Origin of the sequence: Desulfonatronum sp. SC1, from assembly GCF_003046795.1 — a bacterium.
GTDB lineage: Bacteria > Desulfobacterota > Desulfovibrionia > Desulfovibrionales > Desulfonatronaceae > Desulfonatronum.
In genome coordinates this window covers 113,337-127,555 of the sequence record NZ_PZKN01000007.1, presented here as the reverse complement: position 1 = coordinate 127,555, position 14,219 = coordinate 113,337, and the positions used below count along the sequence as shown (strand labels likewise).

The following is a 14,219-nucleotide window of genomic DNA, read 5'->3' as shown; positions in this document are numbered from 1 at the left end:
ATCATTCAGTGAATACTCCGGCTGCCCGCCATCAGCTAAGCTACATGATGGTTTCGCCGATCTTAAAAATTGGCAGGTACATGCTCACCACAAGCCCGCCCACCACGACCCCCAGGAAGACGATCATTATCGGCTCCAGCAGCGAGGTCAACGTTTCCACGGCCACATCCACTTCATTGTCGTAAAAGTCGGCGATCTTGGCCAGCATGTGGTCCAAATTTCCCGTGGCTTCTCCAATGGAAATCATCTGGACGACCATGGGCGGAAAAACGCCAGTGGCTTCCAGAGGGTCGGCCAGGGTCTGACCTTCGGCAATGCTCTTTTTGGCTTCCAGCACACCGCGCTCCACGGTCTTGTTTCCGGAAGTCCTAGCCACGATGTCCAGGGCCCCCAGGATGGGCACTCCGCTGGAAACCATGGTGCTCAAGGTGCGCCCGAACCTGGCCACGGCCACCTTGCGCAGCAGCGGGCCGAACACGGGCAGGGTCAAAACCCAGAAATCCACCATGATCTTGACCCGCTCAATGCGATACAGCCGTTTGAAGATGATCGCAAAGGCCACGGCACCCAGGAATATGTACAGAAGATTGTCCTGGGTGAACCGACTCATATTGATCACGATCTGAGTCGGCAATGGGAGGGCCGCGCCGAAATCCGCGAACATGGTCTCGAAGGTCGGGATGACGAAAATCAGAATGATGGCGATGACCGCCACGGCAACGGTGACCACCACGGCCGGATATACCATGGCCGACTTGACCTTGGACTTGAGTCTGGCCGCCTTTTCCAGGTAGTCCGCGAGGCGAAGCAAGATCACGTCCAGAACGCCCCCGGCCTCGCCGGCATTGACCATGTTGGCGTAGAGGTCCGAAAATACCTTGGGATGCTTGCGCATGGCTTCGAACAAGGAACTGCCGCCTTCAATGTCGTTGCGTACCGTGTAGAGCACTCTCCGCAGTAGCTTGTTTTCCGTTTGCTCGCACATGATCTGCAAGGACTGCAGAATGGGAACTCCCGCGTTGATCATGGTGGAAAACTGGCGGCTGAAAACGACCATGTCCCGGTCGGTAATCGTACCTTCGAGAAAGGTTCCCTCGAGCAGATCCTTGGGTTTGGGCTTGACCTTGAGTTGGGTGAACCCTCTGCGACGCAGGGCGTTTTCCGCCATCTCCAGGGACGGAGCGTCAAAGTCGCCCTTGACCCTGCGGCCGAGCTTGTTACGGCCCTTGTACAAAAATATGGCCATTCCAGCGCTCCTTATTCAGTACCCGGCACTTCTGAAGGTCCTGTCAGCTCCGCGACCCGAACGTCGCGGCCAACTCCGCCACGACGCCCAGGTCGGCCGGCAAAAACGGCAACACGTTCTCCGTCGGCGTCACCCAGGCCATACTCTGTCCCTCCCAGGGGTGGGGCTCTCCGTGAAAAGCGGTTACCATGTAAAAAAACACGTGCACATGCAAATCCGGGTAACGGTGGACTATATCCCGCCAAGGGCGAGAACCAGCGACACGAATCCCCAACTCCTCGTACAACTCCCGCGTCAAAGCCTGATCTGGCGTCTCCCCGGCTTCGATCTTGCCTCCGGGAAACTCCCAATAACCGGCCATATGCTTGCCTTCAGGTCGGCGCACGGCCAAGTATCGGTCACCGCGCCAGACAATCCCCGCCACGACTCGCAAGGGCTCCATGTCTTTCTTCCATATCGCCATGCATCCCTTAAACTAGTCCAAAAAACCGCATTTGACCAGGACGACCAGGTCCAAAATTCCAAACTCCACCCCGATACATCTCTTGACGCCTCAACCAAGACCACCTAAGTAAAGCCCAATGCGCCCGTAGCTCAGCCGGATAGAGCGTCGGACTTCGAATCCGCAGGCCGGGAGTTCGAATCTCTCCGGGCGCACCATGAAATCAAGGGGTTACGCGACATAGTCCGTAACCCCTACTTGTTTGGGTAGGCCCTAGGTGGGGTTTTCCGGCACCCATCCTGGAAGACATCTCTGGCCACCAGCTCTCCCCATCCATACTTCATCAGCCCCAGGAGACGGAATGTCCGCTGCTCATGTATTTTCCGAAATCCCCAATTTTTATCGCATCATTCCACTCAAACAACTTCGTCGGACCCCAGGGGTCTCCTTTGACAACGTGCCAATGCAGTTTCTGCCCCGGATCGACGCCATCGACCGGGTGCTGCACGCCCGGAGCGCGGTTTCTCCCGGTCCGGTCGGCGACATCGCCCGGCCTTGGTACATGCATCCCTCCCAGGACGACAACCTGATCGTTTTGTCCGGGGTCCGGCATGTGGATATTTACATCCAGGATCACGGGATGCGCAACTTCACCGTGACGCCGACCCAAATCCTGCAAGATGACGCGGTGCTGTTCGACGGTCCGGCCATGCTGGTCTAGCCGCGTTTCGTGTTCCACCGGATCACCAGCGGACCGGAAGGCTCGGCTTCGCTGAATTTCGCCGTACACTACGATGGGCTAGACATGCGCACCAACTTCAACATCTACGACGTAAACACCGGGACCGGCGAATACAGCGTAATCCGTGAAGGCTTTCGCGATCAAAACAGTTGATCTCGATAGACAGCGTTCCCCGGCAATCAAACATACCCGGCGCTCAGCAGCAGGCTCACGCCCAGGATGATGATCAGAACCGCGCCCAGGCAGGCCAGGGTGCGGTGCAGGATGGCGAAGAGGCGTTTGGAGCGGCGGCTGACGCCCAGCACGGCGTTGGTGGAGCCGACGGTGATCAGGCCCAGGGCCGAAGCGGTCAGGCCCATGCCCAGGGCCAGGGGAATCATGGCCATCAAACCGGCCCAGAAGACGTTCAGGCTGAGGGTGAAGAGCAGGATCAGGGCCGCGCCGGGGCAGGGCATCAGGCCGGTGGCCAGGGACAGGGTGACGATATCCCTTGAGCTGGATCGCGGACACTCATCAGCCTGCTCGCCGGACTCGCCTTTTGACGACCGCCACCAGTCGAGCAAGGTTTTGCCTAAAAGAAAAAAGCCGATAAGCACGATCAGCGCGTAGCTGATGGACTCCAGCCGCCCTTCCACGGAATGGAACGCGGCGATGTTCGCCCGGCCCAGAACCCAGGAAAGCCCGACGATGATCACCACCGCGGAGAGAATGTGGGTGGCGGTAATCAGGTTGCCGAAGAGCAGGGCCTGCCGCCAGGTTCCCCGGCGGGAAACGAAATAGGAACAGACGATGGACTTGCCGTGTCCCGGCCCCAGGGCATGAATCACCCCGTAGAGAAACGAAAGCAGCATCAATTGCCAGGTGGCCACGCCAAAGGGCCGTTCCTGAATCTGGCGGGCATAGTCGGTCATCCGTTGGCGCAGGTCGCGTTGCAGGGCGACCATCTCGGCGAAGAAAGGGGGCGTGATGCGCGGACCCGCGGCCGGGGGACGGGCCGGAGAACGGTCCGGGGGTTCGCGGGAGGTCTGCCCGACCTGCTCTTCCATGCCAGGACGATGGTCCTCGGAAGGTTGACCCACGGAAGGCCCGGCGGGCCGTTCCCGGGCCGGGGGCGTGAGAAACGGGTTTTGGGCCAGGGCTTGGCCAATGCAGAGCAGCACAAGCATGGCCGTAATCAGGAAGGTTATGGGGATGCGGATCATGCTCTGGGCGCGCTTCCGGAGCGGAACGCGGGGTGGTTATGGGTGATGGATTTCAGAATCATTGCCGACGTAGTCCTGGACTTCAACCCTGCCTTCCAGGGCCGCGAGGCCACTTTCGGCCATAACCCTTGCCTCGGTCAACCCCAGGACCACCTCGACCCTGCCCCAGGGCGCGAGCCGGGCGCTCAGGTCGCGTACCAGCAGATCGCTGTGGGCCAGGCCGCCGGCGAGTACGATGGCGTCCACGGGCCGCGGATCGTCCGGGGTCACGAGAGCAGGCAGCAGGGACGCGACGTGCCTGGTCGTCGCATAGACGAAAGCGGCGACCACGGATGCGGCCCTGGCGTCTCCTTGCTGGACCATCTCCTCGATTTCCCGGAAATCGTTGGTCCCCAAATGCGCGAACAACCCGCCTTCCCGGAGCACGGCCCGGCGCAGACCTGGAAGATCCATGACACCGTCCTCCAGAAGCTGGAGCAGGGGGAGGATCGGCAGGGTTCCGCTCCGCTCCGGACTCATCGGCCCCTCGCCATCCAGGGCGTTGGTCACGTCCACCACCCGCCCTCGGCGATGCGCGCCGATACTAATGCCTCCTCCCAGATGGGCGACGAGGAATTTGCCGTTATCGTAATCAACGCCCAGACGGCGTGCCGCCTCCCGGGCCGCGCCGCGCTGGGACAGGGCGTGGAAGGTGCTCCGGCGGCTAATTTGGGGCAGGCCGGTCAGCCTGGCCTCCGGGCACAGTTCGTCCGTAACCACCGGATCCACGATCAAAGCCGATCCCCCGAAGCGCCGCGAAACCTCCAGAGCCAACGGGGCACCCAGGTTGCAAGGATGCTCCCCGAAGCGCCGCAAGCGCAAATCCTCGAGCATCCGCTCGTCAATCCGGTACACCCCGCCAGGCAACGGTGCCAGCAGTCCGCCCCGTCCGACCACGGCATCCAGCCGGTTTTCACCCGCCTGATCGAGAACAGCCAGGATAGGTTCCAGTCGCAGCGCGAACTGGCTCCAGACATCGGAAAACCCGGCCAGTTCCGATCTGAAATACTTGACCTCGTGGGACAACGCCGGTTCAAAATCCCGAAACAGAACGACTTTCGTGGAAGTGGAACCGGGGTTGATGGTCAGGATGTTTTTCATGTCCACCTTTCTTGATATTCCATTTTAAGCCAGCCGATTAAACCCAGCCATATTTACAAGGCTCCGTCAAAGATGTCGAACCCGGCCACGATGGAGATTTCCTGAATCTCCTCCAGCCCGATGAGCTGACAGAAATCCTGATCTCCCTCACACTCTCGACCAACGGGTATGGGACACCAAGCCGAAACGCGAAAAAAAATCCGCGATTCTGGCACCCTCCGGAGACAATTCCTCCATCCCCGGTTCCTGGTCTTTATACAGCAAAATGACGATATTGCCCTCCCGCTCCGGACACGTCCAGACATCTATACAGTTCACGGCTCCGTCGCCGGAAAGATACAATTCCTCGGCGCTTTCTCTCGCCCTGGCTCCGTCATCCGGATTGAGCGGGCAGACGTAGATGACTTCCATTCCATGCATGGCATCGCCTCGGCGCGGCCTGTTCAACCGCGGTCGAAATTCGAAAAGAGGGTCAGATCATTGCCCGGGAATACGATACATCGTTCTTCATGATGAACCGCACCGCGTCCATGTCCTTTTCCGACGTCGCGAAAGTGTCTAGTTCCTTTAACGTGTCGAAACAATGAGCCATCCTGAGATAACGCAGATTGAGAAAGAAATACTCACTGGACAAGATATACGTCCTTTCCCGTGTCAGATAGAGAACGTATTTAACCTTCTCCAATCTGATGGCGAAAACAACCTCGCCCTGAAAGACCAGATCGTCCCTGGCGGTCCTTTTTACCCTGAACTCCTGCATTTTCAAGCCTCCGGGCAATATGTTCGATGCAGTGCCAATTCGATGGACATGGATCTTCGCAACTACTCAACACAAAGAAATTTTGTAACTATTCAGCACAGAGTAATGCCGATACCGGGGTCGGAATCGGGATCGGGATCGAAAACGCTACGATGCATTCTTATTATTTCCTGTTCCGATTCCGACTCCGATCCCGATTGCCCAAGCAAGAGCGACGCAAAATGTGCTGAGTAGATACACACTTTTACAGCCGACTCATTGTATGAAATATCCGGCAACAAGCCATTCCATTCCAATCCGAACCATGGCCACGGTTTCGACGGCTTCCGCCATATTACTGTAGGAAGTGTTGAAAGTGATCGTGCCATATTCGCCGTCAGGAACTCCCTGCCGTGAAGTCGGGATATCTACTGCCTTGACTTCCCGAGCAACAACCTCGCCGAGAGAAGGCCGAACCGTCATGAGCATATCTACCCAATTGGATCTTGACACTTCATTTCTGAAGATCGGCGCTGTCAAATCCCAACTGGAGCGATATTGCTCATCATCAATGAGCTCAAGAAAAATTATTGCAACACTGACCGCATCTGACTCATGCTGTGCATCCCCTGAATACGACGCGCTTTGAAGGGTACCGACCATAGCAGTAATCAACAGAAATGCAACGAACGAGATTATTGACAATTTCATGATTTCACCTCACATTCAAATTACTATTAGTTTTAAAAATTGTATCCGAATCCGAGGCCGCTGGTTAAAAAATTACTCTCGAATATATTATGATTAGAATCAGTTGTCTCCCAAGCAAGCATCATCATCGCATATAATCTCGGATTCCCGAATAAATTGTTATAGGTGATGGTTTCTGATATTCCATATACCGTATCCTTGCGCTTGACGTTCACCAATGTATTTATATCTTTATACTGGGTTTTCCCGTATGAAAAACCAGTTGTAAAAGTAATCTGTCCAATCATGTAGTTATGTACGATATTTGCGCTATAACCATGCGAGGAATCAGCTTTTCCGTCAAGATCTTGTCTTTTGTAGCTCAGGGAAGGTTGGAGAATGCCAAAATCCTCAGTCGCGATCGCATATCCCACGTTTACATCATAGATATTGCCATCCCGTTTCAGTTCGTCGACTCTTTTTCCGACATCGTCATCTTTGACCTTTTGAGATGTCACGCCTCCGCCGACAGACAACCCGGCAATGCTATATTCAGCGACAAACTTTGTCTGTGTCAGACGAGTGCGTTCTCTCTCAACGCCTATTAAGTACGGATCTTTCCATACATCGTATCGAGATGTGTCAATCCCCAGTGTCATGGAACCTATATCTCCCAGTGATTGGTCTATATAGAGCGCAAGACCATCAAGTATGCCTAGGTCGGTCCGTATCGTTGTGCCTGTCCCGAATGTATAGCCCAAGCTTCCCATGATCAGCGGTATCGGTTCGGTTTTACGGTCCGCCTTGTCGTCCAGGCTCTTCAATTTCTTATTTTTTTTGTCATAATCGAGACCGCTGGGTCGACCTGAGATGACTCCGCCACCCAATAATACATTGGCGTGCCAGCCTGTTTCATCCTCTTGATCCATAACCATTTTATCCAACTCCGGACGTATGATCTCAGATGGACGCGGGGGAACATCTTGTGGCCGTGTTGAATCGGCCAGAAGTGGGCCGCCTGTCAGCAGGATTATCAACAGTACACTGGTAATTATCATACATTTTCTGCTCTTCTTCATCATCGCTTATTGCTCCTTGTGTTGAGATTATGCGGATATCGCATCCACGGACAAAGGAGCATTTACGTTTTTCCGATACGTCTGTCTGTGTTGTTTTGGTAAGACATTGTAAACAAATGTAACAGATTCTTGTTACACTTGTCTACAAATCCATACATCATTTCTACAGACAGACGAATCTGGAACATATACTATCGCCTTCAAAATTTTGGTCTACTTTCTAGATGTTATAAAAAATGATCACTTCAGACTCTCAAGGTGACCTCATGATGAGAATCAAAACGCATGGGTGGTCCAGATGGATACGAGCCCTGGCGCTGCTTCTCTTCTTTTTAGCTCAAGGCTGCCTTCCCAAACCAGTAATTGACGAGCGAGCCCTGAACTATCCTCTGCCCGAGCAGTGGCAAAACCTGTCTTTGCAGGGGTCAGCCCCGGTATCCAGCGATTGGGTGACGGCATTGCGGTCATCCGAACTCAATGCCTTGATCCAGGAGGCCTTGACCAAAAATCTTGGCTTGCAACGAACGTATATCGACCTCCGCATGGCACAAGCCGTTGTCGATCTGATACGCGCTCAGGGCATGCCTCATGTCGAAGCCAATGTGGATGCACGCCGGGGAACGACGTCCATGAGCCAGGAAGGACGGCGCATACGTCAAAATCAGAAGCATTACCGCGGATTGACGGCCATGAGTTGGGAAATGGACCTGTGGGGCCGCCTGGCTGACCAGAATGCTGCCGCTGAAGCCGATCTTCACGCCGCGCAAGCCGACATGGACGCTGCCCGATTTTCACTCGCGGCCCAGGTTTCCAAGGTATGGATCGAGATGATCGCACTCAATCAAATGGTGCAAATCGCCCGTCAGGCCGAGCAGTCTCACGAGCTAGGCGCCCGCAAGGTGCGGGAACGCTTTGAGCGCGGTCTCGCCACGGCTTTGGACATGCGTCTTGCCCTGGTCGATTTGGCTGCCGCGCAAGAATCACGCTTGCGTCAGGAAAGGGAATTGTCCGCGACAGCACGTCGCTTGCAGCAGCTCATTGGCCGTTATCCGGACGGACGTCTGACCGTAGGGGATGTTTTTCCTGATTTGTCCATGACGATTCCAACGGGCCTGCCAGCACAAATTTTGGATCGCCGCCCTGATATTCAGGCAGCTTATCGCCGCCTGGTTGCCACGGATCATCGCGTCGCGGCCAGCTGCAAGGCATTCCTGCCCCAAGTGCGTCTGACGGGCGATGTCGGCGTGGGCGGGTCGCAGCTTATGCATGTAAGCGATGGTCGCCACGTGCTTTGGAATCTGGCTTCCGGTATTGTCCAGCCCCTGTTCCAGGGAGGGCGGCTTGCGGCCTCGCTGGATGAAGCCGAATCCAAAGCAAGCGCGGCATGGATCGACTACGCCCAGGTCGTGGAAAGAGCCCTCGGTCAAGTGGAACAGGCATTGGACAATGAAGAACGGTCCAAGCAGGAAATGGCGGCCTTGATATTGGCCGTGAAGCAGGCTGAAAGGGCACGGGAACTGGCCCTGCAATACTACGCCGCGGGGCGGGTTGACGTGCTTCACGTTCTGGAGGCTCAACGCAGAACCTATGCCGCACGCACGGCTTTGACCCTGACGCATTCGCAACGACTGCAAAACCGGATCAATCTTCATCTTGCGCTGGGCGGCGACTTCATCGTCGCTCTCAAGCCCAAGGATGACACATACGCGGAGGAGAGATGAAGTTGTCCAATGTGATTGTGTTGATCACGCTGGTCGGCGGTTTGATGCTGACCGCCGCCTTGTGGGGAGGACGGCCGACCGTGCCTGATGAACGTATGGAGGCGAAGATGCCCTTTGTGCGGGTCGTGACGGTCCAAGCCCGCCAAATCATCCTCCATGTTCATTCCCAGGGCACTGTTCAATCCCACGCGGAGACGGCTTTGGCCGCGGAGCTTTCCGGTGTCGTTTCACACGTGGCCCCTCGGTTTCATGCCGGAGGTTTTTTCCGGGCCGGTGAGGTCATGCTGGAAATCGAAGCCTCGGAATACAGCACGCGCTTGGCGCGCGCCAAGGCGGAAGCAGCCGCGGCCGACATGGCCCTGGCCGAAGAGTACGCCCTGGCTGAGCAGGCTGACCACGACTGGCTTGAGTTCGGCAACTCACCCGCGTCGCCGTTGGCGCTCAGGGAGCCGCAACTGCGCAGCGCAAAGGCCAGAGTGCTCGCCGCGAATGCGGAGGTGACCGAAGCCGCCCGCTTACTCGAAAAAACACGAGTTCGCGCACCCTATCCGGCCATGGTCCGCCGCACGGCCGTGGCTTTAGGGCAGTACGTCGCCCCGGGCGGCCTGTTGGCGGATATTTTTTCCGTGGAAAAGGCCGAAGTCCGCCTGCCCGTGGAAGAACGAGACCTGGCCTTTTTGGATTTCGATGCCCTGTCAATGAAAGGGAAACTGGAAGCGCCCGTCCGCCTGCATGGGCGGATCGCCGGACGACAGGTGGAGTGGCAGGGGAGAATTGTCCGCAGTGAAGGAGTGTTTGACACGCAAACGCACATGGTCGTTCTGGTGGCTGAAATCAATGATCCGTATGCGCTTGAAGGTCGCCTGGGCCAGCCGTCGTTGCCCATGGGGCTTTTTGTCGAAGCCGAGATTGCCGGACGCACGGTGGACGGGGTCGTGGCTCTTCCGGCGCATGCCTTGCGCTCGGGAACACTGTGGGTTGTGGACGACGAGGATCGTTTGCGCCCCAAAAGCGTCCGCCTGCTCAGGCTGGACGCGAAGTGGGCCTGGATCGACGAGGGCCTCGCACCCGGTGATCGCGTTTGCCTTACCGCCCTCCAATATGCCGTGGAAGGCATGCGTGTCCGCCCGGAACCCTTCGAGGAGGTTGCGACCTCCACGGAAAACAGGATTAGCGAGGATTTATGACCAGGCCGGACAAGGGCATGATTGCCTGGTTCGTCAACAATCCGGTGGCCGCCAACCTCTTGATGCTTGTCATCATCATGGGTGGCTTACTGACGGCTTTTTCCATTCGCAAGGAATTCTTCCCCGAGATGGCAACCGGAGTGATCACGATTCACGTCGAGTATCCCGGAGCTTCACCAGCGGATGTTGAAGCGGGCATTTTGGTAAAAATCGAAGAGGTTCTCAACGGACTGGACGGCATCGAACGGATCGTGGCCGAGGCTCAAGAAGGCCTTGCTGCGGTGCGGGTCATGCTTCGACACACAGCCGATCCGAGCGATATGCTCAATGCTGTACGAGCGCGGGTCGATCGCCTGGACACCTTGCCTCTTTTGGCCCAAAAACCGGCCATTGCCCAGGAGACAACCCGAACCGGAGTGTTGTGGCTGGCCTTGTCGGGCCCTCTGGATGAAGGCCGGATCAAGGCGCTGGCCCAGAGCATCAAAGAGGATCTGCTTCTCATCCCGCAGATCCGGCAGGCCGAAATCCACGGTACGCGCCCGGAACAGATCACCATTGAGCTCTCGGAAATGCGTCTGCGCCAATACGGCCTGACCATGGAAGAGGTGGCCCGGGCGGTACGGCGCAACTCCCTGGATTTGCCAGGCGGGATCATCAAGAGTTCGGGCGGTGAAATCCTGGTGCGCACCATGGGGCAATTGTCCATGGCGGAGGATTTCGGCGACATCATCCTGAAGAGCAATGCCAATGGGCATCGCGTTACCCTGGGCCAAGTGGCGCGAATTGATGACGGCTTTGAGGAGGGGGCCTGGTTTTTGCGTCACCAGGGCAAGCTTGCGGTAGGCATCCAGGTCTTCCGGGTTGGCGATCAAAGCACCATGGAGGTGGCCCGCGCCGTGTACGACTACGTGGCCAAAAAGCAGCCGGACCTGCCCGAAGGCATTGCTCTCTCCGTCATTTTCGACACATCCCGAGTATTGTCGGCAAGCCTCAAACTGATGGGCTCCAACCTGTTGTGGGGAGCGGTTTTGGTTTTCGCGGCACTGCTGCTGTTTTTGCGCGCCCGGGTGGCCCTGTGGGTCATGGCCGGCATCCCGGTGAGCATCCTGGGAGCCGTGTGGTTGATGCCCAGCCCCCTTATCGACGCCACGATCAACATGGTCACCCTCTTCGGTTTTATTCTGGTGATCGGCCTTCTGGTGGACGACGCCATCGTGATCGGGGAGAACGTACACGCGACCGTCGAACGCGAGGGGCCGGGATCGGCCAGCGTGATCAAAGGTGCCCGCGAGGTGGCCGTGCCGGCCACCTTCGGAGTGCTGACGACCATGGCGGCCTTTCTCCCCATGCTGATGCTGCCGGGCATCACCGGCGAGCTTTGGCGGGGCATCGCTCTGGTGGCCATAGCCTGTCTCGTGTTTTCACTGATCGAATCCAAATTGATCCTTCCGGCCCACCTGTCGCAAACATGCCAATCAAGGCGCAACGAACGCGGAGCGCTGGCCCGGCTGCAACGGTGGATCGACCGGGGCATGAAATCGTTCACTGATTATGTCTATCGTCCCCTGTCAGAACGGCTGTTAAACCGCCCCTACGCTATCCTGGCCGTCTTTGCCGTACTGCTGCTCATTACCGCGGCAACCCTGAAAGGCGGCCATGTGCGTATGGTTTTCTTTCCGGAAATTAACGATACCATCATCCATGTTCAGGTAAGCATGGTCCCGGGGTCCACTTTTTCGGAAACGCTCTCGGCAACGAGTCATATCGAAAACGCGGCGATTCGGGTCAATGCCGAACTGCGTGCCAGCGGATGTTCAAGCGAAGACGTGCTTCAGCACCTGATCGCCTGGGCTGAAGACGAAACCCAGGTGACGCTCCTGGCGGAGCTTCTGCCAGCGGAAGAACGCAGCATCAGATCTCAAGAGGTCCAACGACGATGGCGCGAACATATTGGCGAAATACCAGGTGTACGACAACTGGAATTTCATACTGATGAGGTTAATGCCAGGAAGGCGATTCACTTTGAGCTCTATAGCCGGGATGAAGAACCGCTGCGCCTGGCGGCAAACGCACTCAAAGCGCATTTGGCCCGTACTGACGGGGTTTATAACGTGCACGATTCGCTCGTGCCTGGAAAACCTGAATTGCACCTTTCGCTCAAACCTGCCGCGCACCATTTTGGCCTGAATACCGAAGACCTGGCCCATCAAGTGCGCTGGGCTTTCCATGGCGAGCAGGCGCAGACGCTGCAACGCGGCCAGGAAGAAGTAAAGGTTGTCGTGCGGTATCCCGCTTCTGAACGCCACGCCCTGGCGAGCATCCACGCAATGCGCATCCGCACTCCGGAGGGTGACGCAATCCCCTTCTCCGTCGTGGCCGATGCGCGGTTGAAGCCAGGGGTGGCCAGAATCGAGCGGCACAATGGCCGACGGGTCGTACATGTCATGGCCGACGTGGACAAGGAACGCCATGACCCCGGCCGACTGATCGAGTCGTTCCGCGCTGACGTCATGGAGGATTTGCTTCAGCGTTATCCAGGGCTGTCCTATGAAATTGACGGCGAAATGCGTGATCAGGCTGAATCGCTCGGAGTGCTGGTCCGGGGTGGGCTGCTGGCAATATTTCTCATTTACGCTCTGATGGCCGTGCCTTTAGGTTCGTATCTCCAGCCATTGATCATCATGGCGGCCATCCCTTTCGGACTGGTGGGCGCCGTGGCCGGCCATTGGGCGTTGGGTTTGCCGGTCAGCGTGCTGTCGCTGTGCGGACTTGTGGCGTTGTCCGGAGTGGCGGTCAACGACAGCCTCATTCTGGTGGCATTCATCAATGAACGTCGGCGAGTCGGCCAGTCGGCGCGCCAAGCCGCGCGGGACGCCGGAGCAGCACGCCTTCGAGCCGTCATGCTCACCAGCCTGACCACGATCTGCGGCCTGCTCCCCATGCTCCTGGAGCGCAGCCCGCAGGCGCAGTTTCTTGTTCCCATGGCCGTCTCGCTTGGTTTCGGCCTGCTCTTCACCACGGTTGTCACCCTGGTGCTGGTGCCGACGCTTTATCTCATTGGCGATGACATCAAGCGCTATCTGTGGAACCTGGCGAACCCTCCGCGCCCCGTGTTGACCTCTCAATGACTGATGAATAGCGCCATGACGCCTTCATGATCCAGAATCCCTTTCGCAGCTCCATTTTCATCGTTTATTGACCCTTGATCCAGGTTCCGGCTAAACATTACAACTCAGGATATTAAAACAATTATGTCCAATTCAAGTGGGGGAGATCATGCCTGTCCAGCAGCGTATTTTGCTTATTGAAGATGATCGGCGTCTTTCGACCTTGATCCGCGACTACCTCAAACAGCAGGGCTTCGCGGTGATCGTGGAGGATCGAGGAGATCGGGCCGTGGCACGCATTCTTGATGAGCAACCGGACCTTCTGCTGCTTGATCTGATGCTGCCCGGAAAGGATGGCATGACAATCTGTCAGGAGGTGCGCCCGGTCTATTCAGGTCCGATCCTGATTTTGACGGCTCGCGACGACGATATGGACCAGGTGGCTGGGTTGGAGATAGGTGCGGATGATTATGTTAAAAAGCCGGTCTTGCCGAGGGTGCTGCTGGCGCGCATTCGAGCGCTTCTCCGCAGGTTTGATCGCAACGAACAGGTCGTTGCGCTATCCGATGAGTTATGCTTCGGAGGCCTGAAAATTTTACGGTCGGCCCATGAAGTCAACCTCAACGGCAGTATCGTTAAACTGACCACCAACGAGTTTGAGCTGCTGTGGCTTTTGGCCGTCAATGCCGGCCATGTGCTGGGCCGCAACAGGCTTGTGGAAGCTGTCCGCGGCATTAGTTACGATGGCCTGGACCGTTCCGTGGACGTCGCCATCTCGCGCCTGCGCCGCAAACTGGGCGACGATGCCGGTCAGCCGCGCCGCATCAAGACCATCTGGGGCCAGGGGTATCTTTTCGTCCGGGATGCCTGGTGACAGGTCCATCCGCCACTTCCATCAATCCCATGGATTTTCCGAACCAGGAC

14 protein-coding genes and 1 tRNA gene are annotated in these 14,219 nt (G+C 57.0%); 7 read left to right on the top strand and 8 right to left on the bottom strand.

What is annotated here, in order from left to right:
• Nucleotides 1-40: 40 nt before the first annotated feature.
• Together C6366_RS05770 and C6366_RS05765 are read right to left on the bottom strand one after the other, a co-directional pair.
• Entirely contained in the window at nt 41-1,246 is a 1,206-nt protein-coding gene (locus C6366_RS05770) for a type II secretion system F family protein (protein WP_107736385.1), read from the bottom strand.
• A 43-nt stretch (nt 1,247-1,289) separates the two neighbouring features.
• Nucleotides 1,290-1,688: a (deoxy)nucleoside triphosphate pyrophosphohydrolase gene (locus C6366_RS05765; RefSeq protein WP_107736384.1), complete on the bottom strand. Its 399-nt coding sequence runs from the start codon at nt 1,686-1,688 to the stop codon at nt 1,290-1,292.
• Between the two features lie 141 nt (nt 1,689-1,829).
• On the opposite strand from C6366_RS05765, the gene C6366_RS05760 reads away from it, so the two are divergent.
• The 3 genes from C6366_RS05760 (at nt 1,830) to C6366_RS19995 (ending at nt 2,583) form a co-directional block, all read left to right on the top strand.
• Nucleotides 1,830-1,906, top strand: a tRNA-Arg gene (locus tag C6366_RS05760).
• A gap of 143 nt (nt 1,907-2,049) precedes the next feature.
• On the top strand, nt 2,050-2,409 hold the full coding sequence (locus tag C6366_RS05755) for a hypothetical protein (RefSeq protein ID WP_199221439.1): 360 nt from the start codon (nt 2,050-2,052) through the stop codon (nt 2,407-2,409).
• Between the two features lie 9 nt (nt 2,410-2,418).
• Nucleotides 2,419-2,583, top strand: a complete 165-nt coding sequence (locus C6366_RS19995) for a hypothetical protein (protein ID WP_199221438.1) — start codon at nt 2,419-2,421, stop codon at nt 2,581-2,583.
• 26 nt (nt 2,584-2,609) lie between these two features.
• On the opposite strand, the gene C6366_RS05750 is transcribed toward C6366_RS19995, so the two are convergent.
• From C6366_RS05750 to C6366_RS05725, 6 genes are all read right to left on the bottom strand, one after another.
• The gene (locus tag C6366_RS05750; RefSeq protein WP_107736383.1) at nt 2,610-3,632 is read right to left on the bottom strand and encodes a nickel/cobalt transporter; all 1,023 of its coding nucleotides are present in this window, start codon (nt 3,630-3,632) and stop codon (nt 2,610-2,612) included.
• A 36-nt stretch (nt 3,633-3,668) separates the two neighbouring features.
• Nucleotides 3,669-4,772 (bottom strand): butyrate kinase, encoded by a 1,104-nt coding sequence (buk, locus tag C6366_RS05745; protein ID WP_107736382.1) that lies wholly within the window; start codon nt 4,770-4,772, stop codon nt 3,669-3,671.
• Nucleotides 4,773-4,919: 147 nt separating this feature from the next.
• Nucleotides 4,920-5,192, bottom strand: coding sequence for a hypothetical protein (locus C6366_RS05740; protein WP_107736381.1), 273 nt, complete (start codon nt 5,190-5,192; stop codon nt 4,920-4,922).
• A gap of 52 nt (nt 5,193-5,244) precedes the next feature.
• Nucleotides 5,245-5,532, bottom strand: a complete 288-nt coding sequence (locus C6366_RS05735) for a hypothetical protein (RefSeq protein WP_107736380.1) — start codon at nt 5,530-5,532, stop codon at nt 5,245-5,247.
• 255 nt (nt 5,533-5,787) lie between these two features.
• Nucleotides 5,788-6,222, bottom strand: coding sequence for a DUF4019 domain-containing protein (locus C6366_RS05730; RefSeq protein ID WP_107736379.1), 435 nt, complete (start codon nt 6,220-6,222; stop codon nt 5,788-5,790).
• Nucleotides 6,223-6,254: 32 nt separating this feature from the next.
• Nucleotides 6,255-7,283: a DUF2860 family protein gene (locus tag C6366_RS05725; protein ID WP_107736378.1), complete on the bottom strand. Its 1,029-nt coding sequence runs from the start codon at nt 7,281-7,283 to the stop codon at nt 6,255-6,257.
• 263 nt (nt 7,284-7,546) lie between these two features.
• On the opposite strand from C6366_RS05725, the gene C6366_RS05720 reads away from it, so the two are divergent.
• The 4 genes from C6366_RS05720 (at nt 7,547) to C6366_RS05705 (ending at nt 14,169) form a co-directional block, all read left to right on the top strand.
• Nucleotides 7,547-9,001 carry an efflux transporter outer membrane subunit gene (locus tag C6366_RS05720; protein WP_158269667.1) on the top strand — a complete coding sequence of 485 codons (1,455 nt, stop codon included), beginning with the start codon at nt 7,547-7,549 and terminating at the stop codon, nt 8,999-9,001.
• Nucleotides 9,002-9,012: 11 nt separating this feature from the next.
• A complete protein-coding gene (locus C6366_RS05715) occupies nt 9,013-10,188 on the top strand; it encodes an efflux RND transporter periplasmic adaptor subunit (protein ID WP_233248407.1) in 1,176 nt (391 codons plus the stop codon).
• On the top strand, nt 10,185-13,316 hold the full coding sequence (locus tag C6366_RS05710) for an efflux RND transporter permease subunit (RefSeq protein ID WP_107736375.1): 3,132 nt from the start codon (nt 10,185-10,187) through the stop codon (nt 13,314-13,316). The genes C6366_RS05715 and C6366_RS05710 overlap by 4 nt, the downstream gene beginning before the upstream one ends.
• Nucleotides 13,317-13,464: 148 nt before the next feature.
• Nucleotides 13,465-14,169 carry a winged helix-turn-helix domain-containing protein gene (locus C6366_RS05705; protein ID WP_107736409.1) on the top strand — a complete coding sequence of 235 codons (705 nt, stop codon included), beginning with the start codon at nt 13,465-13,467 and terminating at the stop codon, nt 14,167-14,169.
• The last annotated feature ends 50 nt before the right edge of the window (nt 14,170-14,219 follow it).